The organism is Streptomyces sp. NPDC030165, from assembly GCF_055573595.1.
Genome location: NZ_JBVIBD010000002.1, coordinates 315,200 through 337,687, shown reverse-complemented (window position 1 = coordinate 337,687; position 22,488 = coordinate 315,200). Strand labels below are relative to the sequence as shown.

At 71.4% G+C, this 22,488-nt stretch carries 21 protein-coding genes and 1 tRNA gene; 11 read left to right on the top strand and 11 right to left on the bottom strand.

All coding sequences use genetic code 11. From position 1 onward, the window contains the following. The first annotated feature begins 143 nt into the window (after positions 1-143). Both ACZ4Z1_RS04750 and ACZ4Z1_RS04745 read left to right on the top strand, forming a co-directional pair. Complete coding sequence (locus tag ACZ4Z1_RS04750) at positions 144-848, top strand: hypothetical protein (protein ID WP_468485130.1); 705 nt, start codon at positions 144-146, stop codon at positions 846-848. After that, entirely contained in the window at positions 845-2,305 is a 1,461-nt protein-coding gene (locus ACZ4Z1_RS04745; protein ID WP_468485129.1) for a sensor histidine kinase, read from the top strand. Before ACZ4Z1_RS04750 ends, ACZ4Z1_RS04745 begins: the two co-directional genes overlap by 4 nt. Here the strand turns inward: ACZ4Z1_RS04745 and ACZ4Z1_RS04740 are convergent. Together ACZ4Z1_RS04740 and ACZ4Z1_RS04735 are read right to left on the bottom strand one after the other, a co-directional pair. Continuing rightward, the gene (locus ACZ4Z1_RS04740; RefSeq protein ID WP_468485128.1) at positions 2,253-4,451 is read right to left on the bottom strand and encodes a caspase, EACC1-associated type; all 2,199 of its coding nucleotides are present in this window, start codon (positions 4,449-4,451) and stop codon (positions 2,253-2,255) included. The genes ACZ4Z1_RS04745 and ACZ4Z1_RS04740 overlap by 53 nt on opposite strands. Before the next feature lie 224 nt (positions 4,452-4,675). Beyond that, positions 4,676-5,116 (bottom strand): effector-associated constant component EACC1, encoded by a 441-nt coding sequence (locus ACZ4Z1_RS04735; protein ID WP_468485127.1) that lies wholly within the window; start codon positions 5,114-5,116, stop codon positions 4,676-4,678. 168 nt (positions 5,117-5,284) lie between these two features. Between ACZ4Z1_RS04735 and ACZ4Z1_RS04730 the strand changes: the two genes are divergently transcribed. Next, entirely contained in the window at positions 5,285-5,857 is a 573-nt protein-coding gene (locus ACZ4Z1_RS04730; protein WP_468485126.1) for a hypothetical protein, read from the top strand. A 584-nt stretch (positions 5,858-6,441) separates the two neighbouring features. On the opposite strand, the gene recQ is transcribed toward ACZ4Z1_RS04730, so the two are convergent. After that, positions 6,442-8,394, bottom strand: coding sequence for a DNA helicase RecQ (gene recQ / locus ACZ4Z1_RS04725; RefSeq protein ID WP_468485125.1), 1,953 nt, complete (start codon positions 8,392-8,394; stop codon positions 6,442-6,444). Between the two features lie 264 nt (positions 8,395-8,658). Here recQ and ACZ4Z1_RS04720 point away from each other — a divergent pair, with 264 nt between their 5' ends. The 5 genes from ACZ4Z1_RS04720 (at position 8,659) to ACZ4Z1_RS04700 (ending at position 11,448) form a co-directional block, all read left to right on the top strand. After that, a complete protein-coding gene (locus ACZ4Z1_RS04720) occupies positions 8,659-9,243 on the top strand; it encodes a DUF4232 domain-containing protein (protein ID WP_468485124.1) in 585 nt (194 codons plus the stop codon). 109 nt (positions 9,244-9,352) lie between these two features. Continuing rightward, positions 9,353-9,637: a hypothetical protein gene (locus tag ACZ4Z1_RS04715; RefSeq protein ID WP_468485123.1), complete on the top strand. Its 285-nt coding sequence runs from the start codon at positions 9,353-9,355 to the stop codon at positions 9,635-9,637. Positions 9,638-9,834: 197 nt separating this feature from the next. Then, positions 9,835-10,083: a hypothetical protein gene (locus tag ACZ4Z1_RS04710; protein WP_468485122.1), complete on the top strand. Its 249-nt coding sequence runs from the start codon at positions 9,835-9,837 to the stop codon at positions 10,081-10,083. Then, positions 10,083-10,718: an RNA polymerase sigma factor gene (locus ACZ4Z1_RS04705; protein WP_468485121.1), complete on the top strand. Its 636-nt coding sequence runs from the start codon at positions 10,083-10,085 to the stop codon at positions 10,716-10,718. The genes ACZ4Z1_RS04710 and ACZ4Z1_RS04705 overlap by 1 nt, the downstream gene beginning before the upstream one ends. Then, complete coding sequence (locus ACZ4Z1_RS04700) at positions 10,699-11,448, top strand: hypothetical protein (protein WP_468485120.1); 750 nt, start codon at positions 10,699-10,701, stop codon at positions 11,446-11,448. Before ACZ4Z1_RS04705 ends, ACZ4Z1_RS04700 begins: the two co-directional genes overlap by 20 nt. Positions 11,449-11,473: 25 nt before the next feature. Here ACZ4Z1_RS04700 and ACZ4Z1_RS04695 read toward each other — a convergent pair whose 3' ends face one another. Continuing rightward, complete coding sequence (locus ACZ4Z1_RS04695) at positions 11,474-12,211, bottom strand: CTP synthase C-terminal region-related (seleno)protein (RefSeq protein WP_468485119.1); 738 nt, start codon at positions 12,209-12,211, stop codon at positions 11,474-11,476. Between the two features lie 95 nt (positions 12,212-12,306). On the opposite strand from ACZ4Z1_RS04695, the gene ACZ4Z1_RS04690 reads away from it, so the two are divergent. Then, positions 12,307-13,203, top strand: coding sequence for a LysR family transcriptional regulator (locus tag ACZ4Z1_RS04690; RefSeq protein WP_468485118.1), 897 nt, complete (start codon positions 12,307-12,309; stop codon positions 13,201-13,203). 209 nt (positions 13,204-13,412) lie between these two features. Here the strand turns inward: ACZ4Z1_RS04690 and ACZ4Z1_RS04685 are convergent, their stop codons facing one another. Next, complete coding sequence (locus tag ACZ4Z1_RS04685) at positions 13,413-13,748, bottom strand: deoxyxylulose-5-phosphate synthase (protein WP_468485117.1); 336 nt, start codon at positions 13,746-13,748, stop codon at positions 13,413-13,415. A 528-nt stretch (positions 13,749-14,276) separates the two neighbouring features. On the opposite strand from ACZ4Z1_RS04685, the gene ACZ4Z1_RS04680 reads away from it, so the two are divergent. Further along, on the top strand, positions 14,277-15,020 hold the full coding sequence (locus ACZ4Z1_RS04680; protein ID WP_468485116.1) for an ANTAR domain-containing protein: 744 nt from the start codon (positions 14,277-14,279) through the stop codon (positions 15,018-15,020). Then, positions 15,017-15,745 (top strand): ANTAR domain-containing protein, encoded by a 729-nt coding sequence (locus ACZ4Z1_RS04675; protein WP_468485115.1) that lies wholly within the window; start codon positions 15,017-15,019, stop codon positions 15,743-15,745. Before ACZ4Z1_RS04680 ends, ACZ4Z1_RS04675 begins: the two co-directional genes overlap by 4 nt. Before the next feature lie 358 nt (positions 15,746-16,103). Here the strand turns inward: ACZ4Z1_RS04675 and ACZ4Z1_RS04670 are convergent, their stop codons facing one another. From ACZ4Z1_RS04670 to ACZ4Z1_RS04645, 6 genes are all read right to left on the bottom strand, one after another. Further along, the gene (locus ACZ4Z1_RS04670) at positions 16,104-16,661 is read right to left on the bottom strand and encodes a DUF3291 domain-containing protein (protein WP_468485114.1); all 558 of its coding nucleotides are present in this window, start codon (positions 16,659-16,661) and stop codon (positions 16,104-16,106) included. Between the two features lie 752 nt (positions 16,662-17,413). Next, positions 17,414-17,486, bottom strand: a tRNA-Arg gene (locus ACZ4Z1_RS04665). Positions 17,487-17,783: 297 nt separating this feature from the next. Further along, entirely contained in the window at positions 17,784-19,412 is a 1,629-nt protein-coding gene (locus tag ACZ4Z1_RS04660) for a SulP family inorganic anion transporter (protein ID WP_468485113.1), read from the bottom strand. Between the two features lie 17 nt (positions 19,413-19,429). After that, positions 19,430-20,032, bottom strand: a complete 603-nt coding sequence (locus tag ACZ4Z1_RS04655) for a carbonic anhydrase (RefSeq protein ID WP_468485112.1) — start codon at positions 20,030-20,032, stop codon at positions 19,430-19,432. A gap of 95 nt (positions 20,033-20,127) precedes the next feature. Further along, the gene (locus ACZ4Z1_RS04650; protein ID WP_468485111.1) at positions 20,128-20,976 is read right to left on the bottom strand and encodes a hypothetical protein; all 849 of its coding nucleotides are present in this window, start codon (positions 20,974-20,976) and stop codon (positions 20,128-20,130) included. After that, positions 20,973-22,298: an MFS transporter gene (locus ACZ4Z1_RS04645; protein ID WP_468485412.1), complete on the bottom strand. Its 1,326-nt coding sequence runs from the start codon at positions 22,296-22,298 to the stop codon at positions 20,973-20,975. Before ACZ4Z1_RS04645 ends, ACZ4Z1_RS04650 begins: the two co-directional genes overlap by 4 nt. Positions 22,299-22,488 lie beyond the last annotated feature (190 nt).

The window sequence follows — 22,488 nt, the reverse complement described above, 5'->3', positions numbered from 1 at the left end:
TCCGGCGGTTGTGTAACAGCCTGGTCCTTCTCTGCGGGCAGTGTTGTCACGGCAGGAGCGTCGGTGACCGTACGCGCGCCCCCACTGTGGGTAACTTTGTCCTGTTACGTAGCTGTGTGTCCGTAGCGGAAAGGTGGTGGGCCGTGCGGCGCCGGACGCTCTCGGTGGTGGCGTCGTCCGTGGCGCCGTCCGTGGTGCTGCTGCCGCTCGCCCTGGTGGCGGGCTGTGCGGGCGTCGCGGGCCTGCACGACGACGGGCGGGCGCGGAACGTGAAGGCGCCACTGGCCCTGTGGGCGGACCGTACGCCCGCGCCGCGCGTCCGCGACGAGGACCCCGGCGACCAGCGGGCCGTGCCGGGCCTCGCCCGGATCCCCTCCGGCGACATGAAGGACGCCGATCCGGCGGCCGTCGTCCGGGCGGACTTCGCGGCCGACGGGGGCCGGCCACCCGCCCCGGACGCCGTACGCAGCCCGGTCTTCCACGACCTCACCGACGACGGGAAACCCGACCTGATCAGCGCGGTCGACCTGGACGCGCGCTCCAGCCTGCTGCGCGTCTACAGCGTCCGGAACCAGGTCGTGACGCGCGTCCTGGCGATGCGCGCCGTGCTCGCGGGCGTCGAACTGGCCGCGGGCCACCTCGCCGTCCGCGAGCCCACCAAGGACCCGCGCTACGTCAGCGTCACCGACTACGTGTGGGACGGCAGCCGGATGGGCCTGTGGGACCTCACCCTGGACGATTACCGGGCCCCGCAGAACCCGCTGCCCACGACGGCGTCGAGCCCGCCGCCGTCGAAGACTCCGGCGCCCGCCGCGGCCGTTCCGGGCCCCATGGGCAGACCCGCATGACCCGCCCGGCGTTCCCGGGGCTCCCGGCGCTCTCCCTCCGCTGGAAGATCGCGCTCACCGTCACGGCGGTGTGCTGCGCCGTCGCCGTCGTACTGGGCGTACTCGTCCACAACGCCGTCGCCCGTCAAACCGTCGGCCAGGTACGGAAGGAGACCCTCGCCGACCTCGACGACGCGCTGGACCTGTACGAGTACGGCACCTCCCGCGAGGGCCTGAATTCCCTCCTCGACCCCGCCGAACTCCCCGCGCCACTGCGCACGTTGGTCCATCGCGACCGACGCGGCAGCATGGTCGGCACGTACCACGGGCAGCGCGTCATGTGGACGGCCGCACCGGCCGGCGACCAGGTGATGGCCGTCTGGTCCCCGTACGAGAACACCCGCCGCTCCCTGGAGAATCTCGACACGGCGATCTTCGGGTCGGCCGTCCTCGCCGCCACCGCCGTCGCCCTCGCCGGACTGTTCCTCGCGCACCGCATCAGCCGCCGGCTGAGCACCACGGCGGCCGTCGCGCGCCGTATCACCGCGGGAGACCTGGACGCGCGGGTCGGCACCGAGGGGGAGGGGCGGCGGGCCCGGCCGGGGGCGCAGGACGAGGTGGCGGCGGTGGCCGCGGCGCTGGACTCGGTGGCCGGTTCCCTCCAGGGCCGCCTCCAGGCCGAGCAGCGCTTCACCGCCGATGTCGCCCACGAACTGCGTACCCCGCTGACCGGCATCCTCGCCTCGGCCGAGCTGCTGCCCGAGGGCCGCCCCAAAGAGATGATCAACGACCGGCTGCGCGCGCTGCACCGGCTCACCGAGGACCTGCTGGAGATCTCCCGGCTCGACTCCGGTGCGGAGCGCCCCGACCTGGCCGAATACGAGCTGGGCGCGCTGGTCCGGAGTTCGGTGCGGGCCACGGGGCTCGACACCGAGGTACGGGTCGTGCGGGACGCGGTCGTACGGACGGACCGGCGCCGCCTCGACCGCATCCTGTGCAACCTGGTCCTCAACGCCCACCGGCACGGGCGGCCCCCGGTGGTGGTGACCGTGGACGTACCGGGCGGGGAGGAGGCGGTGCCGCCATCCTCCGTGCCGCGGCCCTCCGTGACGCAACCCTCCGCGCCGCAGCCTTCCGTGCCACCGTCCGGTACGGCTCCAGGGGGCGGCGGCACGCCGTACGACGAACACGAAGCGCACCGAGGCGGCCCGCACCCGGTGCCCGTCGTGGAAGTCCGCGACCACGGGCCCGGATTCCCGGACGTCCTGCTCCACCGCGGCCCGCAGCGCTTCCGTACCGACGCACCGGGCCGCGGCAAGGGACACGGCCTGGGCCTGACCATCGCGGTCGGCCAGGCGGCCGTCCTGGGTATCGAACTGCACTTCACCAACGCCCCGGACGGTGGCGCGCGCGCCGTCCTCCGGCTCACCCAGACGCAGCCCGACCGGTCCGGACCGCCAGGGCGTACACCCGGGTGATCTGGTGCGGGCTGTTGTTGTTGTCCGACACGAGGAAGAGCGGCATCCGCCCCTTGTACGGGCCCGAGGCCAGCGGCGCGGCGCCGAGCGCCATCCCCTCGGCGTTCTCCAGCAGCGGGTTCACCTGCGGCTGAGCGGCCGCCGCGCCCCCTCGCGGGCATGTCACCAGGTCGACCGGCTCCCACTTCTTCGCGAACGCGTCGACCGGCTCGGTCTGCAGCGACGCGACCTTCGAGACGTCCTTCGCACGGCTCAGGTCGGCCCCGAAGATCCGCACCGCGTTGCCCTGGCCGTCGGCGTGGTTGGTCTCCAGGACGAGCAGCCGGTCGCCGCCCAGCGCCACCAGCTCCGACACGCGCAGCCCGGCCGCCGACTGGTAGGCGAACTGCCGGTCCGGCACGTACGCGCCCCCTGGCGTCCCCTTGAAACGCTGGATACGCAGCAGGCTGCGGCCGCGCGCCTTGCCGTCGTGGAAGAGCGGCGCCTCCAAGCCCGCGTACAGATACCGGCCGTCCGGGGACGCGCCCAGCGCCTCCAGATTCTCCGGCCCGGACCACTCCACCAGGTTGCGCGGCAACTCGATACGGCCCGTCTGCACGCCGTCCGACACCCGGAACCTGCGGATCGACGGGCCCGCCTCCGAGGCGACCAGCACCGTACGCCCGCCCTTCTCCAGGACCAGGCCCTCGCCGTCGAAACGGCCGCCACCGGTGGGACGGAGCGTGCGCATGTGGACGGCGCGTACGTCCGGCGGCGAGGCGCCCGACGTACCGAGGTCGAGGTCGAAGATCCGGCCCGGCGGGTTGTCGGCCAGCGCCCAGGCCCGGGCCGGGCCGGCCATCGCCAGCCCGGACAGCCCGTCGACCGGTACGGCGGCCTCGTACTCGACGCCGTTGAGCGCGTCACTGTGCCCGATCAGCGCCACGTCGTTCGAACAGACGCCGGAGGACGGCTCGTCGTCCCGCGACTGCCACCACACGGCGGACGGCACCGTCACCGCGACCACCGCGACGCAGAGCGTGGCGATCAGCGCGCGACGGCGGACGCGCCGGGTTCTGGCGGCTTCGGGATCGGGGGGTGTGGGGTCGGTGGTGTAGCTGGAGCCTGGGACGCCAGTGGTGGCTGTGACGTTTGTGATGTCTGTGGTGCATTCAGCTCGGCCGGTGTGCGAACCCTGGCCGGGGTGGCCAGGCTGACCGGCGCCGGCCCCGCCCGGCGGGGGAGCCGGGTGCGCCGCACGGTTCCGTACGAACGGCAGCTTCTCGATGCCGTTCTGAGCCTGCTGCTGGGGCAGCGGACGGTTCTTCTCGCGGAGCGCGCGGCGGACTTCCCGGTAGATCGCCTCAAGGCTGAGGTGGTTGGGAGGCGGGGGAGTGGCAGAGGCGGTAGCCCGGGGCGCGGGAGGGGTGGTGGTGCCGCCCGGCGCGGAGGCCGCATCCGTGGCGGTGCCGCCCGGCCCGGCCGCCGGAGGCGTGGCACCCGGCCCGGTCTGTGCCGTCGCGTCGTACGCCGCCGGTCGCGGGCCGGGAATCCCCTCCCGCAGCACCCGCAGGAACTCCCCGGTGAAGGCGGTGTGCTCCTCACCCTCCGGCGCCAGCGCCTCGACGTTCCAGGGCGTCGAGGTGAGCAGGTACGAGACGCCCTCCAGGCTGTCCATGCCCTCGAACAGCGCCTCGCCCAGCTTGCTGGACGCCTGTTGCGTGGCCGCCGCCGACATGGTGCCGGCCATGGTCCCGGCGGACATGCCCCTGATGACACTGCCGCTGTAGCAGCAGTCGAGGATGATGATCCGGCGCTTGGGCGGCGTACGGGTGCCCAGTGCACTGCGCAGCCAGGTGTACGGGATGCCGCTGTGCACCTTCCCCGGCTCCGTACCGGGCAACGTGAGGTACAGGCCCTCCTGACGCGAGTCGAGGAAGCCGTGACCCGCGTAATACACGATCAGGGTGTCGTGAGCGGCCCGTACCGCCTCCTCGATGGGCTTCAGCGCCGCGGTGACCGTACGGGGATTGGGCACGATCCGGCAGTTCTTCCTGGGCATCCCCCCGATGGTCCGGTCGGTCAACGCGGCCTTGAGCGCCTTGAGGTTGTTGCGCACCCCGGGCAGCGGGGCCAGGTTGGCGTACCGGTCCACCCCGATGATCACGCAAGCCGACTCCGCGGGATCGAACGCCGCTCCCGCCTCTCCCCTGACTCCCCCGACTCCACCCATTCCGTCAGCCCCCACTCGTCGGCCCGCTCTCGTCGGTCCGGACTCTTCAGTCCGCACCCGCCGGTCGGGGCTCATCGGCCCGTGTCCGTCGGTCGGGGCTCATCGGCCCGTGCCCGTCGGTCGGGACTCGTCGGCTCGCATCCGTCGGTCCGGGCTCTTCAGCCCGCATGCGTCCCGCCTTCGCTCGCCTCCCCCGGGCGCGCCGCTTCCTCGCGTGTATCTCCCGCGCCTGCCGCGTCGCCGGGGCCGCTCGCCCGTTCCAACTCCTCCAACGCGCGAAGGACGCTCCGGGCACCGTCCGTGTCCGACGTGGCGAAACTGACCCGGACGCCGTCGCGCTCGACCGTGATCTTGGGGCGCGCCGCGTACGCCCTTCGCCAGCCGTCGATGGCGATGGCCAGACTGCTCAGCTGGAACGCGCTGTCCACGATCAGCTGTACGGCCTCGAACGCCAGCCCCATCTCCCCGGACCTGTTCTCCCGCGTCCGCAGCGAGACGTCCGCGCTCCGGCCCACGGCGGGATCGTCCGCCAGCCACTCGCTCAGCGACCGCAACTCCAGGTCGCTCTCCGCCTCGTCCAGCCTGACCTGAATCCTCATCAGCCCCCCACACTCCGGTCCGGCCTCACATCAACTCTCGCCCCATACCCACCCCCTCCGCGGCAATTCCCGGAACCGCCCGCAATCACCCGGCGTGCGAAGTGTCCACCAGGACGGCCGAAGCGGAAGCGGATGCACGAAGGGCGACCGTCTGCCAAGGTCCCCCGCATGTCGAACGTTTCATCGATGACGTACACCCGTATCGGCGCGCTCCTGCACGAGATCGGCATGGTGTCCGAGGAGCAGATGCACAGTGCTCTCGAAGAGGCGGCAAACTATGCCGACGAGCCGCTGGAGGAGCACTACGAGGCGGCGAGCGCCCTCGAAGAATTCGGTGTGGCGGTCTCGGTTCACGCCGACGACATCGACTCGATCTACTACGACTACGCCACTCTGCTGGAGGACGCCGCCAGGGTCGCCGGCGACCGGGGCGAGATCAGCAACGTCCGGCTCGTCGCGGGCGAGGGCGACTTCGAGGGCGGCCGCCTGGACCAGCTGGAGTTCGAACGGGACGGCAAGCCCGTGTCCATCCCCGCCGACCACCTCGCGGAGGACTACTTCGACCAGGGCGCCGCCTGCGAAGCCATCGCCGAAACCGCCCACGACGACGACCCCCGCACCTGGCACCACCTCGACTTCGAACGCAAGCCCCACCGCGGCTACGACAGCATCATGGTCCTGGCCACCCCCGAACAGACCCAGGCGCTGCATGATCGACTGGGGTTCACCTTTCCTGACTGAGGAGGGCCGGGGCCTGGGGGCGACTGGTCAGAGCTGGGGAGCTGACCGGCCGGGGCCGGGGCCTGGCTGGTCAGGGCCGAAGTCTGGCTGGGTAGAGCTGGCACCCCGGGGGCCGATCGGGCAGGGCTGGCCCGGGCCGCCGACTGGCCTGGGCCGGCCCCTGGAACGGCCGACTGCCCAGGGCTGAGACCCCGACTGGCCAGGGCTGAGACCCCGACTGAGGGCCGGCCTCCGGAGCGCCGACTGATCAAGGTTGGGCCGCCGACTGTCCAGGGCCGCCCCGGGCGCCCGACTGATCTGGGCCCGCCCCGGCGCGCGCCTTGCCACGGCTCGCCGCGTGCGCGCTCGGGCCCGGGTGCGCAGCGAGGCAGGCCGCACCTGCGCCGGGGCCCTCATCACACCCGGCCCGGCATCCGCGCCTGGCCACCAGACGCGCGTCCGTACGCGTACCGGGTCCGTACGCGTACCGGGTCCGTACGCGTACCGGGTCCGTACGCGTACCGCGTCCGTACGCGCCGGGTCCGCACCCGCAGTGGCCCCTGAACCCGCGCCGGCCCAGCCCTCGGCCCTCCCGGGCCGGGCCCTCACTCCTCCTCGAACGGCGGCTCCCCCCAGTCCAGCTCCTCATCCAGCTCCTTCCCCTCCACGCTCCCGGCCGGCGGTGGCGGTGCCGCCTGGTCCGAGAGCACGGCCAGGATCTGTTCGCCGTACTTCGCCAGCTTGTTCTCGCCCACTCCGCTCACGGAGCCGAGCTCGCCCACGCTCGACGGCCGGGCGGTGGCGATCTCCCGCAACGTCGCGTCGTGGAAGATCACGTACGCCGGTACGCCCTGCTCCTTGGCCGTACGCCCCCGCCAGGCCCGCAGCTCCTCGAACACCGGCACCGCCTCCTCCGGGAGGTCCACCGGCGCCGCCCGCCGCCCCTTGGCCGCCTTCGCGGCCTTGGCCTTCACGGCCTTCTCCGGCTCGCGCCGCATCGGCACCTCGCGCTGCCCCCGCAGCACCTCACCGCTCGCCTCGGTGAGCACCAGCGTGCCGTAGTCCCCCTCCACCGCGATGAGCCGCTGCGCGAGCAACTGCCGTATGACGCCCCGCCATTCGGCTTCCCGCAGATCTTCCCCGATGCCGAAGACGCTGAGCTGGTCGTGATCGAACTGGATGACCTTCGCGGTCTTCCGTCCCATCAGGATGTCGATGATCTGCCCGGCACCGAACTTCTGCTTCCGCTCGCGCTGCAGCCGCACCACCGTGGAGAGCAGTTTCTGCGCGGCGATCGTGCCGTCCCAGGTCTGCGGCGGCGTCAGGCACGTGTCGCAGTTGCCGCACGCGCTGCTCTCCTGCCCGAAGTAGGCGAGCAGCCGCACCCGACGGCACTCCACCGTCTCGCACAGCGCCAGCATCGCGTCCAGGTGGGCCGACAGCCGCCTGCGGTGGGCGTCGTCCCCGTCCGAGCCGTCGATCATCTTCCGCTGCTGGACCACGTCCTGCAGCCCGTACGCCAGCCACGCCGTGGACGGCTGGCCGTCCCGCCCCGCGCGCCCCGTCTCCTGGTAGTACCCCTCCACCGATTTCGGCAGGTCGAGGTGGGCCACGAACCGTACGTCGGGCTTGTCGATGCCCATCCCGAACGCGATGGTGGCGACGACCACCACCCCGTCCTCACGCAGAAAGCGGGCCTGATGTTCCGCGCGCGTCCGCGCTTCCAGCCCCGCGTGATAGGGGAGTGCCGTAATGCCGTTCTGCACCAGGAATTCGGCGGTCTTTTCCACCGACGCCCGCGAAAGGCAGTACACGATGCCCGCATCACCGGCGTGCTCGGTGCGCAGCAATTCCAGCAGCTGCTTCTTCGGGTCGCTCTTTCCGGCGATGCGGTACTGAATGTTCGGCCGGTCGAAGCTGGCCACGAAATGCCGGGCGTTCTCCATCCCCAGCCGCGAGGTGATCTCGTGGTGCGTGGCTTCCGTGGCCGTCGCCGTCAGGGCCATCCTCGGGACCTCGGGCCACCGCTCCCGGAGCATGGACAGGGCGAGGTAGTCCGGCCGGAAGTCGTGGCCCCACTGCGCGACACAGTGCGCCTCGTCGATCGCGAACAGCGAGATCTTGCCCCGGTCCAGCAGGCTCAGCGTCTGCTCGACCCGCAGCCGCTCCGGCGCCAGATACAGCAGGTCCAGCTCTCCGGAGAGGAACTCGGCCTCCACCAGCCGCCGCTCGTCCAGGTCCTGCGTGGAGTTGAGGAACCCGGCCCGGACCCCCAGCGCCCGCAGCGCGTCGACCTGGTCCTGCATCAACGCGATCAGCGGTGAGACGACCACCCCGACGCCGGGCCGCACCAGCGCCGGAATCTGGTAGCACAGGGATTTTCCGCCGCCGGTCGGCATCAGCACGACCGCGTCGCCGCCCGTTATGACGTGCTCGATGATCGACTGCTGTTCCCCGCGGAACGCGTCGTACCCGAATACCCGCCGCAGCACGCCCAGCGCGCCACTGACGTCGTCCTCGGTTTCCCCGGCACCGGAAGCCATCTCCACCTCGCTCATGCCAGCAGCGTACGAGTAATCCCGCCACCCGCGCTCAGCCCTGTGGATAACTCCGCGCCGGATCGCCACCCTCTGCTACTCCCGTACGGGCCCACGCGGCCCCGGAGGACCGCACACCCGCCGCCGTACAACGAAATCCGCCGTCCGCCCGTCTCACAGAACGACGACGAACATCACATATCGCGCCCCGCGCCCTTCCATGACCCCCAGGCCGCGGCCCCTCCGCACCTCCGCCGCCAAAACCTTCACAGGACGGAGAACCACATGCGCGCCCACAGCCACTCATACCACTCCACTCACGCCACCCACCCGAAGCGCCGCCACTCGCCCAGGACCGCCCCGGCCCTCCTCGCCACCCTCACAGCCACCCTCGTAACCTTCACTACTCTCACCACCCTCGCCCCCACAGCCTCAGCAAAGACCCCCACCACCCCCCGCTGCCCGGACTCCGCCTCCGCCCTGGCGATCAAGGCCTCCGTCCTCACCCCCCAACGCCTCGACGTGCTGCGCATCAGCGTCACCAACCGCACCGCCAGGCCCTGCGTCATCGACCGCGTCCCGACCGTCACCTTCGGCGACCTGGACGGTGCCGCCGAGCCCGACCCGCCCACCGGGAGCGCCCCGTACCGCCTTGCGCCCGGCGCCACCGCGTACGCCACGGTCCGGACCGTAACCGGCCGGCCCACTCCGTCCACCCGTACCGTCGACTTCATCACCGTCGCCGCCGACCCGTCCCACCGCGGCCGCCGCTTCGACGCCGCCGCCATCGGCGCCCCGCCCACCGGCATCCGCGTCTGGTCCCCGACCGCGACCTGGTGGAGCCCCGACCTCACCCACGCTCCCGCCTGAGATCTGGGCCCGACCGCCAAAAGCTCCCCCGGCACCCAAGTGCCAACCACCGGGGGCGGGTTACGCCGAACCCCCCGCCCCCGCCTCCGCGTTCCACCAAAGTGAGCGCATGAGTCTCACGACCGCCGGCGAGCCGCCGGGGCCCGTACGGTTCTTCCTGCTGTGCGACCGCCTGGGCTGTGACGCCCGCGCCGTCCTCGACCTGGTCGTCCCGGACCAGCCGCCGGACATCGAGACGGACCTCTTCGGTCACCTCCTCCACAGCGCCAAGGCGGCCGCCCCGCACATCGCGGACATGGGGTGGACGTACTGCCGGGGCGACGGTTACTGGTGCCCGCGCTGCTCGACTCCCCGCTCCCAGCGTCCCCGAAGAGGCCGCACCCGCTCCTCATGACGGCTCGCGCCCTCGGGCTCCCGCTCCCCTCCACTCGAACAGGAGTAACCGGCCAGTAGCTCTCCGTAAAAATTTGCCTTCTTTCGTTGCACGACTGAGCACTCCTGAACGCTATTGCGGTCAGAGAGCCCGTACTGGCTCTCCGGTGCCGGGACGAGCAGGCACCGTCCATCCCGATTGGAGGGACCGAGGGTTCCGTGAACCTTGATCTCGTACGTGACTGGGCCGTGGCCGCCGTCGTACTCCGCGTGTTCAGCGCCGACATACGGCTGCTGCTGCGCCGTCTCGCCGCCGCCCAGGTGCTGGCGGGCGTCTCCGAACTCACGCGTACGGGTACGAGCGCCCGCACGCACCCGCGTACCCGCGCCTGCACCCACCGCACGCCCGACCGCAGCTCCCCTCACGGCCTTCAGCGCGACCAGGACCTCCAGGAGGGCGAGCGCTGATGTCCGACCACGAGCCGATGGCCGACCACTACCCAAGCCCCCCGAAGGCGCCTCCCCGGCCGATCCGCACCACACCCGCTCCAACGCCCCCCAAGGCACCCACCGCCATCGGACTGCCCCCCGACTTCCGCGCCTTCCACCAGCTCTACCGCGCGGGCTACATCCGGTACGCCGAACTCCACCTGGAGTCCCGCGCGGACGCCGAAGAAGCCGTTGACCTCGCCTTCGAGCAGCTCTCGCTCTGCTGGCGCACCGTCCTCGAACAGCCGGTCCCCGAGGCGTACGCCTGGCGCGTCGTGAAGAACCGCACCATCGACCACGCCAGGGCCCGAGGCCGCCGCCCGGTCGTCGTCGACGTGGCCGCCTTCGAAACGCACTCCCTGCGCCACTCCCTGGACCCGATAGGCGAGTTGGAGGAATCCCTCACCCTCTACCAGGCCATCACCGCCCTGCCCGAGCGCCAGCGCGACGTCATGCTGCTGCGCTACGCACTCGGGTACGCCACCAAGGAGACGGCGCGCCTCATGGGCATCACCGAGGCCGGCGTCCGCTCGACCACCCGCCACGCACGCCGCAGACTGCGCCAGGCGTTCGGCCTGGGGGAAGGGGAAGATGATGTCCGCCTCGCGGACTGAACTCGACAGGATCCTGCGCAAGGCGCGCCTGGACACACCCTCATACACCGCTGACGAACTGGCCGCCGCGGAAGCCCGCTTGACCACCCGCGTGGCCCATCGTGTCTTGTACGGTGCCCTCTCCTTCGACGCCGCCGTACAGGCACGCGTAGAAGCCGCCCTAGGCCGCGACCGCACGCCCGGCGAGCGCGGCGAACCCACCGGACAACGCCAGATGCACGACGCCGCCAAGGATCTCCAGCGCCTCTGCGCTCTCGTCGTCGGCGAACCGGACGCCCTGCACCAGATGTCCGTCTTCATCGGGGGCCGCGTCCTCGAACCCGACGGCGCCCGCGTACTGGCCTGCGTTCTCCAACTGGCCGGCCGCGAGGACTCCGCCCGCTTCTGGTGGCAGTACGCCGCCGGCGCCGGCGACACCTCCGCGGCGTACTGCCTCTACCTTCACCACCTCTCCCTGGCGGAGGTCGGCGAGGCCCACTGGTGGCATGCCCACGCCGACCCGGACCGCCCCGCCCGCACCCGCCCCCCGGCCGACGCCTACGACCTCTTCATCTCCTGGGCCATCACCCTCGAAGTGGCCCGCGACTCCGGCACACCCCCGCCCCCGGCCGCCGTCGTCGGCTACGTCTCCCGTGCCATCCAATTCACCGACAATCCCGACCTCGACCTCCCCCTCCCACCCGCCGGCTTCGCCGAACGCATAGAACAACTCACCACCGCGAACCCTTGAATGCCTTCGGCGACCCTTTCGGCCCTCACCGGTAACGGCGGTCCGCTGCATGCTCGACAGCCGCCCTCGCCAGCCCCGCGATCAGCGGATGCACCCGGTTGCCAGCACCGTCACCGCCGCTTCCTCCATCCAGTTCCGGCTGAAAGAGAGTGGCCAGGAAGAAGGAATGCCCGGGAAGTTCGGCGATACGGACATGACCGGACTCATCGGTACCGCTGAAGGCCAGTCCGTGCTCGCGCAGGACACCGAGGTGATGCGGATTGGGCCCGTAATTGCAGTGGTAGCGGGCCCGTGTGCGGTCCGAGCCGATCAGCCGGGCGGCCCGTGAGCCGGGAGCGACCTCGACCATGCCCTCGTGACCGACGAGCGAGCACGCCAGCGGCACGACGACGGCCTCCTCCGGGGTGGTCTCCGGCTCGTTCTCGGCATGACCGGCACGAGCCAGGCCGCACACATTCCGAGCGAATTCCAACAACGCGTGCTGAAAGCCGCCACACGTCCCCAAGAACGGTACGCCGCCTTCACGCGCCGCCCGAATAGCAGCCAGCACACCGGCCTCACTGCGGTACGGACTGCCGGGAAGCACCCACACCGCATCAAATTCGCCCACTCCCTGCCCAGCGTCCTCACTGGAAATCCAATAGGCGTCCAGATCCAGCCCGTCACGTACACGGAGGGCGTCGAGCAGGCCGGGAATGCGGACATGGGACCGAACGGCCTCGGAGCGGTCCCCGACCAGAGCGATACGAGCGGTATATGCCATGCCCAGGATCCTGCCGCCGCGCGTGGATCGCGTCCAACAATGATCCATGCACCCTCCATAAGCCTTACTGATGCTCGTCGGTGATGCTTGAACCCATGGACCCGCATCTCCTGCGCACCTTTGTCGCCGTCCTCGACCACCGCTCGTTCTCGGCCGCCGCCACAGCCCTCGGCTACACCCAGTCCGCCGTCTCCCAGCACATCGCGGCCCTCGAAACCGACCTGGGCACCCGACTGCTCGAACGCCGCCCCGTAGCACCCACCCCGGCCGGAGCGCGGCTGATGGAACACGCCCCCGCCGTACTACTACGCCTGGACGCGGCGCGCGCCGACATCGCGCGCCTGCGCGAGATCCGTTCCACCCGACTGGCCCTCGCCTGCTCGCCCGCCGCCCTCGGCCCCGCGGTAGCGCATGCGCTGGCCGAGCTACGTACGTCCTCCCACCCCCTGGAGCTGGAGGTACGCGTACTGAGCCGTGAGGCAGTGATCGAGGACGTACTCACCGGACACGCCGACATCGGCCTCGTCGACGGCGTCGCCGCCCCCAGCGACCCGCTGCCCCTGCCCGACCTCGGCTCCACCGCCACCCTCGCCGCAGCCGAGGAGCCGCTGGCCGTGCTGTTCCCCCATGACCACCCCCTGGCGCGGCGCGACTCGGTACGCCTGACCGACCTGGCCCAAGCTCACTGGATCGACGCTCCGGCCACCGCCGTCCCCCTCGACCGGCTACGCGCCGTATGCCGCACCGACGGCTTCCAGGCCCGTATGCGCCACCACGGAACCGACCTGCACAGCCTCGCCGCCCTGACCAACGCCGGCCACGGCCTCGCCGCACTACCCCTCTCCCTGGCCGCCACCCTCAACACCAACCCCGTCCCGGTGACGCACCCCCGCCTACTCCACCGCACCGAACTCCTCCACCCCGCCAACCCCAGTGCCCCCGCCCACCAGTTGGCCACCCACCTCACCACCCCACCACCCACCGAGCCCTAGTCACCCCTTGGCCACCGCACGCGCCTGTCCTCGAACCCGAAGTAACTACCGACCTTGTCCGAGGACTTCACGTGTACAGGCGGCCGACGCCACAGAGGACGCCGAGGCGTGATGTCGTGATGGGCGGTGGTGTGTGCCTGATGCGTGCTGCGCGTGACAACAGGGGACGCATCTCGGTGTAACGGAGGGCTCTCCCTGGGGCCGGGCTGCTAGTGCAGTTCGCGGCGGACCAGCGCCCGCGCGAACGGTTCGCCGGTGGCCCGGGCGTAGGCCATCCGCTCGCGCACCTCGCTGAGGGTGCGCGGGCGGTAGCCGGGGCCGCCGCAGCAGCTCTTGTGGAAACGCACACCGGCGTGCAGCAGCACGGAGAGCGTGCGCCAAGCGGCGGTGTCCCGCCTCTTGGGCGCCGCGAAGGCGGAGCCGACGTGGATCAGTGGTCCGGCGCAGCGTGGACAGACCCGGTCGTGGTCGTGGTAGCCGGGGTAGGGCTGCTTGTACGAGGCCCGGCAAGGCAGGCAAACATAAGAGGTCTTTCCATGGGCCATGAGGCAAGGGTAGAGCCGTCGGCGGACCGGGCCGACTGATTTCTGGCACGCCGCGCAAGCCCTTCAGCGTGTGTGGAGGCGATAGCCGGCCGCCCTTCCTGCCGGGAGGAGGCACCAGGAACGGCCTGTCCGCGACGACCTTCTTCCGGCGCGCCTGATTGCCTGCCGCCGACGAGGCGCTCACGCCAGGCGGCATCGATGCCGGCATAGCGGGGAACCGATCCGGCAAGGGCGTCAGGCGCAGTAGGAGCCCGATGGGGGCCTGGTCATAGACCAGACGACGCCATCCGGCCGCGGGCGGTCATCGGGGGCTCGGTATGTGGCCCGGCGTGCCACAGCTGGCATCCTCATCTCTGCCGGTTCCACACCCGAGACGGCCGGACTGACCATTGTCGACGCCGGTGGCAGGTGCTAGCGGTGTACCCGCCGTCGGGCTGCCTAGACTGAAGTCTTTCGGGAATCTGTCCCTGCGAGCGGGGTGCGGTTGCCCCCGGGCAGGAGGGCGGGGGGGCCGGGAGGTGAGCAGCGGTGGGCACCGGCAATGATCTGGCCGCCGTACTGGGGAGTCTGCATCCCTCTGGCGGTGACACGGGCCTGATCGGTGCCGATGCCGCGTTGTGCGCGCGGGTGCTGCGGGTGGACGGCGTCGCCGTCTCCGTGACGACGAGCAGCGGCCTGAGCGAACTGCTGTGGTCGACCACAGGTGCCAGCGAGCGGCTGGAGGACCTACAGTTCATGCTGGGCCAGGGCCCCGGCCCGGAGGTGAGCGCCTGCTGCGCGCCGGTGCTGGCGCCGGACCTGTCCCGCGTCCCGTCCGGCCGGTGGCCCGCGTGGCTGCCCGAGGCCGAGGCACTGGGCATCGGCGCGGTCTTCTGCTTCCCGCTGCCGGTCGGCTCCGCCTGCCTGGGCACCCTGACCCTGCAACGCGCGGCGCCCGGCCCGCTGGCGGACGCCACGATGACCGATGCGTGGCTGGTGGCCAACGCCCTGACCGCCGTGCTCCTGAAGGGGGGCCCGCAGCAGGACGCTTTCGCCGCCGGGGAGGGGAGCCCGGATTTCTACCATGCCGCCGTCCACCAGGCCAGCGGCATGGTCAGCGTGCAGGCCGGGGTGACTTTGGCCCAGGCCCTGCTTCGGCTGCGGGCCCACGCCTTCCGCCACGGGCGCTCGGTGGCGGAGGTCGCCGACGACGTGGTGGCCCGGCGGTTGAGCTTTCGAGATGATGAGGACCGGCCGGACACTGCTGCCGGTGAAGGGACTGAAGGGCCATGACACGTGAAGAGCGCCTGCTGGCGGCCATGGTCGAGGCCGTCGACACCCTCGTCGACGACTTCGACCTGATCGACTTCCTGCACAAGCTGTGCGACCGCTGCAACGAACTGCTGGACGTGACGGCCGTGGGCATCATGCTTGCCGCCCCGGACGGCACCTTGCAGCTGATCGCCGCCTCTGACGAGCACACCCGCCTGCTGGAACTCTTCGCCCTGCAGACCGACCAGGGCCCCTGCGTGGAGTGCCACCGCAGCGGCACCGCCCACTTCGACATCAGTCTCACCTCCCCCGTCCAGACCGCCGCGTTCCCGCGGTTCGCCGCACGCGCCCGCCAAGCGGGCTTCGCCACCACACACGCGCTGCCGATGCGGCTGCGCCAGCAGGTCGTGGGCGCCCTGAACCTCTTCGATGCCCGCGAGCAGAACCTCAGCGACAGCGACACCCGGATAGCGCAGGCGCTGACCGATGTGGCGACCATCGCCATCCTGCAGCACCGCACCATCGTGCACGGCAACATCGAGCGGGCCCAGCTGAAGGCCGCCCTGTCCAGCCGCGTCGTCATCGAGCAGGCCAAGGGCATCCTCACTGAACGCTGGAACACCACCCTCGACGAGGCGTTCGACGCCCTGCGCAAACACGCCCGCGCCCACCGGCTGCCCCTGACCAAGGTGTGCCGGCAGCTCATCGACGGCACGCTCGACACCTCCGCCGTACAGCGCCCCTGACCGACCCGTCGCTTCGCCTCGCGACCCACCCCAGTCCCCGGCGGAGGATGTGTTTCTGCCGTCGGCTGTGCGCGCGTACCCGTCGGAGTGACACGCCATGAACCATGAACGATGAGCATCGGCCCGCAGCCTGGCAGCACACGACGCCCTGGCCAGTTTGCTCCCCGAGCCGCACCAGGTGATGCGCCTCTGCGGTGAGCCAGAGGGCGGTGAGGCGCACAAAAGGCGGCCAAGAAAGGTACCTGCCGCAGCCAGCCGCCCAAGTTGCTTGTCTTCCTCCTGGTCCGGAGGCCGAACGGTGTTCGCCGTCATTCAATCGAGGCGTTCGACAGCGAACCCAGCCGTTCAGGCTCTCTTGTCAGCCAACCTGGTCGCTCTTCGGTCCAATGCCTCTGGTCCTGGTCGGAGTTCCGTCCGGGGCGAACGAGTGGTGGAAGGTGAAGGCGTGCGGCGCGGAGCCGTGACCGTGGAGGTGTTCCAGCCTGGAAACCCCGTCCTGCCAAGTGGGTATCGTGCCGTCGGCGACCCACCAGAACACGTAACTCGGGTGTCCTGTCCTTTCGAACCAGTCGTAACGCCTGTTCAGCGCCTCGCGGTGCAGACCGGTGTAGATGGCGTCGAAGGCGGGGCGCAGGTCGGTCCAGAGTGAGAGGGTCGTGTCCAGGGCAATGGTTTCCACCGTACGGCCCTTGCCGTACCAGGTCGGTACGGCGAACTCGCCCCATGCACCCCAGTCCAAGTCGAAGTGGGTGCCCCGGCCGCCGCCTGCCGCTTCAGCCCGAGCGAGGTATCCGGGGTGCTGGCTGATCTTCCGGTAGACGGCCTTGCCGCGGTCGTGGAGTTCGCGCGTGAGAGGTGCGGGATCGGCGAGCGGTGACTTCAGGACGCCGAATGTGTACAGAGCAAGTTGGGGCATGCGTCTCTCCCTGATTGGGGGGGCCTGATGTGGACCTGGTTCGGTGGCTTACGCATGGGGCGAGGATTTCGTGGGGCGTGCCAACTCACCCGTCGCGGGTGGCTCGGCCTGAAAGAACCCCTGTGCGACCGTTCGCGACCGCCGAAGACCAGGTGAAGGTAGCTGCCTCCGCGAGCCCTGTCGAAGTTGCGTTTTCCCTGTCCGAGTGGCCTCTGGCACAGGTCCTTGAGGGGGCTGGAACGGTGTCGCTGCCTGCCGTCGTGGAAGTCCGCACCGTCCCGGCAACTGCGGAGGTGCAGCATCGACAGCTCCGCTCAGCTGCACCGGACGCGCTTCAACATTGCTGCGGGTGAGGACATCCGCCACCTCACCTGCTGGCAGAGCGTTGCGGGTGGGCACCGTCGAAGATCTCGAAGCTGGAAAACGGCAGGCAGACGGCCAAGGCCCGCGAACTCGAACAGTGGGCCGGGGGAAACGGCAAGCCCGGCACGGCAGCCGGATTGAAGGGGCGCCCGCGCGGGCCGGAGTCGACGTACCGTTCGTGGCGCCGGCAGCTGACAGGCGCGGCGTGGGAAGGCCCGCCCGCCCCTCTCGTGACCAGCGCTCTACGCGGCAATGCCGCTCGGTCCAACCCTCGAACGGGTGACACGCCGGTGCGTATCTGTGGGGATGTGGACTCTCAGCGGGCTCTGATCACGACACAGGCCCCCTCCGTTCGCATACGAGAGGGGGCCTGACCTGCTGCTTCACTGTGCCCCCGGCAGGATTCGAACCTGCGACACCCGCTTTAGGAGAGCGGTGCTCTATCCCCTGAGCTACGGAGGCGGGGAGTGGTCGGCGCCTGGTGGGCGCGCGGCCGGGCTGCTGGTGGGCAGCTTTGGACAGGGTAGCGGATGGGGGGTGGGTGGTGGGGAGGGGTGTCTTCGGCCGGGGTCGCAAAGGGGGGCGTGTCGGGGGTCAGGGAAGTGGGAGGCGCCCACGCCCCTGGTCGGGGGTGTGGGCGCCTCGGGGGGTGATGTACGCGGACGCGTCAGTGGCCAGTAGCCGGGGCGGCCGCGTGCTCATGAGTGGAGTCAGGGCGCGTGCCCATGAGTGGGTCAGGCCGCGTGCCCACGGGTGGGATTAGGGGGCGTGGGCCGGGTTGTCGGGGGTTGAGGAGTTGGTGGGGGTGGAGCGGTGGGTGGTCCAAGCGGTGAGGGCGGTGGCGCAGGCGTGGTCGAGGTGGCGTAGGCCGGAGAGGTCGAGGGTGACTTCGCGGTCGTGGGGGAGGGCCTCTAGCTGGTCGAGGATCTTGGGGAGGCGGAGGAAGGTGGCGTTGCCGAGGGGGCGTACCTGGACGGGTTCGGTGGACGGGGCGTCCAGGCCGCTGATCTCCAGGTGGACGTGCGAGGTCTCCCAGGCGGTCTTGGCGACGGCCAGGAGGAGGCCGATCAGGACGCCCTCGAACATGTTGGTGACCACGATGGCGATGGCGGTCGCGGCGAGGACCACCGCTTCGCCGCGGTGTTCGCGCCACAGGGGGGCGAAGTCGCGTACGGGGATGAGCTTGAAGCCCGCGTGGACGAGTACGCCTGCCAGGGCGGCCACCGGGATGATGCCCAGGGCCGCCGGGACGGCCGCCGCGAAGATCAGCAGCCAGGCGCCGTGCATCACGCGCGAGGCCTTCGTACGGGCTCCGGCGCTGACGTTCGCGGAGCTGCGGACGATCACCGCGGTCATGGGCAGGGCGCCCAGGATGCCGCAGACGGTGTTGCCCGCGCCCTGGGCCATCAGCTCCTTGTCATAGTTCGTACGCGGTCCGTCGTGGAGCCGGTCCACGGCCGCCGCGCTGAACAGGGACTCGGCGGACGCGATGAGCGCGAAGGCGAGGATGGTGCCGATCGCGCCGATGCCCGCCAGCTGGGCGAAGTCCGATCCGCCCGGCGGCTGGATCGAGGAGAGCAGGCCCTGGACCTCGACGCGGGCTATGGGCAGGTCGAGGGCGAGGACGGCGAGCGTGGCCAGGGCCACGGCCGCGAGCGGGGCCGGCAGGATGCGGGCCGCGCGCTTCCACCGGGGCCAGAACACCAGGACGGCGATGGTGCCCGCGCCGACCGCGAAGGCGGTCAGGGCCGTTCCCGAGCCGGCGGTGCCGGTGACCAGGCCGGGCAGGCCGCCGAGGTTGGCGAGCCCGCTGCCGGGGGCCTTGGCGTCGGTGAGCGTGTACAGCTGTGCGGCGATCAGGACGAGGCCGATGCCTGCCAGCATGCCCTGGACGACGGCCACCGAGATGGCCCGGAACCAGCGGCCGAGGCGCAGGGCCCCCATGGCGAGCTGGAGCAGGCCCGCCACGAGGACGATCGCGCCCAGCGTGCCGAGTCCGAATTCTTTGACCGCTTCGAAGACGAGGACGGTCAGCCCGGCGGCCGGGCCGCTGACCTGGAGGCTGCTGCCGGGCAGGAAGCCGGTGAGCAGGCCGCCGACGATGCCGGTGATCAGGCCGAGTTCGGCCGGTACGCCGGAGGCGACGGCCACACCGACGCACAGGGGCAAGGCCACCAGGAAGACGACGAGGGAGGCGGTGAAGTCCGCGCGCAGGTGGGGCCAGCGGGGGGAGGAGCCTTTCTTCGAGGTGCTGGGGGTGCTGGGGGTGCTGGAGGTACCAGTGGTTTTGGGGGTGGGGGGCGCGTCCGTGGTGGTGTGCGCCGACGGGGGAGTCGTCACTCCCGTGGTCACGTCCGTGGCCGTGCCCGGGGTCGATTTCGGTGTCATGGAGGGCGCCTTCGCCGTCAGAGGGGGAGGAACGTGTCGGTGTCGGGCTGGTGCGCCGAGACGAGGCCGGTGTGGACCTCGTAGTACCAGCCGTGCAGGTTCACCTCGCCGGCGTCGACGCGCTCACGTACGCAGGGGTACTGGCGCAGCCGTGCCAGCTGTTCGGTGACGTGCCGCTGGACCGCGGTCGCGACCGTCGGTGCCTCGTCCCTGGGCAGCTCGGCGGAGAGCTGCTGGGTCAGCCAGGCGCGTACGTCGGGAGCGCCGGCGAGGTCCTCGCGGCGCGCCATGGCGCCGACCGCCCCGCAGTGCGAGTGACCGCAGACCACGATGTCCGCGACGCGCAGTACCCGCATCGCGTACTCGATGGTGGCGGCCTCCGCGCTGGCGGGCATGTCCGGCCGGTGCGCGGGTACGGCGTTGCCCGCCGTACGCAGTTCGAAGAGTTCGCCCGGCAGCGCTCCGGTGATCAGGGACGGGATGATCCGTGAGTCGGAGCAGGTGATGAACAGGGCGAGCGGTGACTGGCCGTCGGCGAGTCGCTGGTAGGTCTCACGCTCCTCGTGCGCGCCCGCGATGCGGGCGTTGAAGGAACGCGCGTGTTCGATGAAGGTTTCCACGTGGGAATGTCTCCTGCTGGTCGGTAAGTGGTGCCATTGAGGGCATGGCAGAACCCGTTCGACTGGTGCGGAGCAGGAAGCCCCGGCAGGACTTGTCAGCAGCGGAAGACGCAGTGCAGACAGTGCAGGGCGGGGCGGGTGGCCACGCCTGGTCTTGACGTGGTGAGTGTGGCGGCGGTGCCCCTGTGGGAGGGGAAGAAGGCGGCGGTCGGGTAGGACCGTGCCGCGCAGGGGTGCGGTGGCAGCGGGCGGCGGTACGGGGACGGCGCGCCCGGCGCGGCCCGCGTGCAACGACGTGCCTGGTTACGGTCCTTGTCCTTCTCCCGCCCGGGGTCGCGCTCGTTGTCGCGCCGGTACTGGATGCCCGTGGAGGAGTTGGCCTGGGCGGGGGACACCTGGGTGGGGGTGCCGTGCGCGCCTGGGGGAGCCGCCGGGGTGGGGGTGGGCTCGGGGGCCTGTACGGGCGCCGCGCCGGCGGCCGCGAGGGACGTGGTCCTGCCGCCCTTGGCCGCTGCCGTTCCGTAGAAGAGCAGGGTCAGGGCCACGGCGAAGATGCCGAGGACGCTGAGGATGCCGAGGGAGTGGCGGGGGGTGGTGGTGCGGTGGGGGGTGCGGTTGTTTCGGGTTGTTCGGGATGCGCGGGTGTTGCGGAAGTTCTGGGGGTTTCGGGTGTTCTGCGTGTGCTGAGGCCGTCGTCGGGCGGGGGAGTGTACACGGGCAGCGGTCCGCATACGGGCTCGCGCCGTGGTGGCGGCTTCGGTGGTGGTGGCCGTACGCGCCGCCGTACGCGTCGCCGCGCGGGCCGCCGTACGGACCGGCCCGGCACCCGGCGGGCTGTGCGGGCGGTTGGAAGCCGTGTAGTGGGCCGGGTGGCCGGCGGTGTCCGGACGGGTCTGGAGCTGCGGAAACCCTGCGCGGCCCGTGAGGATCCTGAAGTACCTCATGCCTGCTCCCCCGGGGGCGCGGCGGGGGAAGACGGAACCGTAGCCGGTGCAGGTGTCGCAGCCGTGTCCGAGCCCGAGCTCGTGCCCGTATCCGTACGCTTCCGACGCCCGCCCAGCACCAGCAGCGGTACGAGGCCCAGCGCCACGATGCCCCCGCTCAGCGCCAGCGTGGAGTAGCCCCCCGTGGCCACGACCAGCCCCGACGCCATGCCGCCCGTCGCGCCCGCGACGGCGATGCCCACGTCGACCAGGCCCTGCGTCGAGGCGCGCGTGGCCAGCGGTACGGCGTCGGTGACGATGGCGGTGCCGCTGACGAGGCCGAAGTTCCAGCCGATGCCCAGGAGTACGAGGGCGGTGGCGAGCGCCGGTACGGAGTGCGCCGGTGCGAGCGCGGCGAGGGTGCCGGCGGCGAGCAGGACGATGCCGGAGGCCGCCGCGACGCGCAGCCGGCCGACCCGGTCCACCAGCATGCCGGTGAGGGGGGACGGCAGGTACATCGCCGCCACGTGCAGGGCGATGACCAGCCCGGCGGCCTCGGTGGCGTGGCCGTGTGCCCGCATGTGGACGGGCGTCATCGTCATGATCGCGATCATGACGAGCTGGGTCAGGGTCATGACGGCGGTGCCGGTGACGACCTTGCGGGTGTCGGCGCGGGCCGCGGAGGCGCCGCCCGCGGTCTCAGCCGCGTCCGAAGGAGCCGCGGTGCCGTCCGGGGCGTCTTCCGTAGCGCCCTGGGCCTGTGCCGCCGCGAGGTCCCGCGCCAGGCGCAGCGGGTCCGGGCGCAGGAACAGCCCGAGCACCACGGCCGCCGCCGCGTACGCGACCACCGCCAGCAGGAACGGTCCCGCCAGGCGCGGCACGCCCATGCCGGCCGCGACATCGCCCGTGACGCCGACCAGGTTCGGCCCGATCACCGCGCCGAGCGTGGTGGCGAACAGGACGAGGCTCACCGCACGCCCCCGGCGCGCGGGCGCGGCCAGGTCGGCGCCCGCGTACCGGGCCATCAGGGTCGTCGCCGTACCCGCCCCGTAGACGAGGAGCGAGAGGAACAGCAGCCATACGGAACCGAGGGCGGCGGCGATGACGACGCCGAGGCTGCCCAGACCGGCGGTCGCGTACCCCGCGGTGAGGCCCGGCCGCCGGCCCCAGCGCTGGCAGACCCGGCCGATGCCGACGGCACCGAGCGCTGCCCCGCCCGTGAACAGGGCCGCGGGCAGGCCGGCCAGCCCTGTCGAGCCGAGCATCTCCTCGGCGAGCAGTGCGCCCACCGTGATGCCCGCGGCCAGCCCGGCGCCGCTCAGCGTCTGCGACAGCGCGAGCACGGTCAGCACCCGCCTCTGCTCCGGGGGCTCCAAAAGCTCCGGGGACTCCGGGGCAGCCGAAGCCGCCGAGGCCTCCGGAGGCTCTACGGTCGCGTCGTCTGGGCCATGGGGTGCGGCATGGGGGGCCGGTGTGCCGGGCCGAGCGCTCATGGGTACGTTCCCTCGTTCTCGGGCTGTCCCGAAAGCGCGC

What these genes read in the sequence shown, in the direction of transcription:
- ACZ4Z1_RS04670 (WP_468485114.1), bottom strand. Translation starts at nt 16,661, where the DNA reads ATGCCCCAACTTGCTCTGTACACATTCGGCGTCCTGAAGTCACCGCTC.
- recQ (WP_468485125.1), bottom strand. Translation starts at nt 8,394, where the DNA reads ATGAGCGAGGTGGAGATGGCTTCCGGTGCCGGGGAAACCGAGGACGAC.
- ACZ4Z1_RS04720 (WP_468485124.1), top strand. Translation starts at nt 8,659, where the DNA reads ATGCGCGCCCACAGCCACTCATACCACTCCACTCACGCCACCCACCCG.
- ACZ4Z1_RS04650 (WP_468485111.1), bottom strand. Translation starts at nt 20,976, where the DNA reads ATGAGGTACTTCAGGATCCTCACGGGCCGCGCAGGGTTTCCGCAGCTC.
- ACZ4Z1_RS04675 (WP_468485115.1), top strand. Translation starts at nt 15,017, where the DNA reads ATGACACGTGAAGAGCGCCTGCTGGCGGCCATGGTCGAGGCCGTCGAC.
- ACZ4Z1_RS04735 (WP_468485127.1), bottom strand. Translation starts at nt 5,116, where the DNA reads ATGAGGATTCAGGTCAGGCTGGACGAGGCGGAGAGCGACCTGGAGTTG.
- ACZ4Z1_RS04745 (WP_468485129.1), top strand. Translation starts at nt 845, where the DNA reads ATGACCCGCCCGGCGTTCCCGGGGCTCCCGGCGCTCTCCCTCCGCTGG.
- ACZ4Z1_RS04705 (WP_468485121.1), top strand. Translation starts at nt 10,083, where the DNA reads ATGTCCGACCACGAGCCGATGGCCGACCACTACCCAAGCCCCCCGAAG.
- ACZ4Z1_RS04730 (WP_468485126.1), top strand. Translation starts at nt 5,285, where the DNA reads ATGTCGAACGTTTCATCGATGACGTACACCCGTATCGGCGCGCTCCTG.
- ACZ4Z1_RS04700 (WP_468485120.1), top strand. Translation starts at nt 10,699, where the DNA reads ATGTCCGCCTCGCGGACTGAACTCGACAGGATCCTGCGCAAGGCGCGC.
- ACZ4Z1_RS04690 (WP_468485118.1), top strand. Translation starts at nt 12,307, where the DNA reads ATGGACCCGCATCTCCTGCGCACCTTTGTCGCCGTCCTCGACCACCGC.
- ACZ4Z1_RS04695 (WP_468485119.1), bottom strand. Translation starts at nt 12,211, where the DNA reads ATGGCATATACCGCTCGTATCGCTCTGGTCGGGGACCGCTCCGAGGCC.
- ACZ4Z1_RS04660 (WP_468485113.1), bottom strand. Translation starts at nt 19,412, where the DNA reads ATGACACCGAAATCGACCCCGGGCACGGCCACGGACGTGACCACGGGA.
- ACZ4Z1_RS04685 (WP_468485117.1), bottom strand. Translation starts at nt 13,748, where the DNA reads ATGGCCCATGGAAAGACCTCTTATGTTTGCCTGCCTTGCCGGGCCTCG.
- ACZ4Z1_RS04715 (WP_468485123.1), top strand. Translation starts at nt 9,353, where the DNA reads ATGAGTCTCACGACCGCCGGCGAGCCGCCGGGGCCCGTACGGTTCTTC.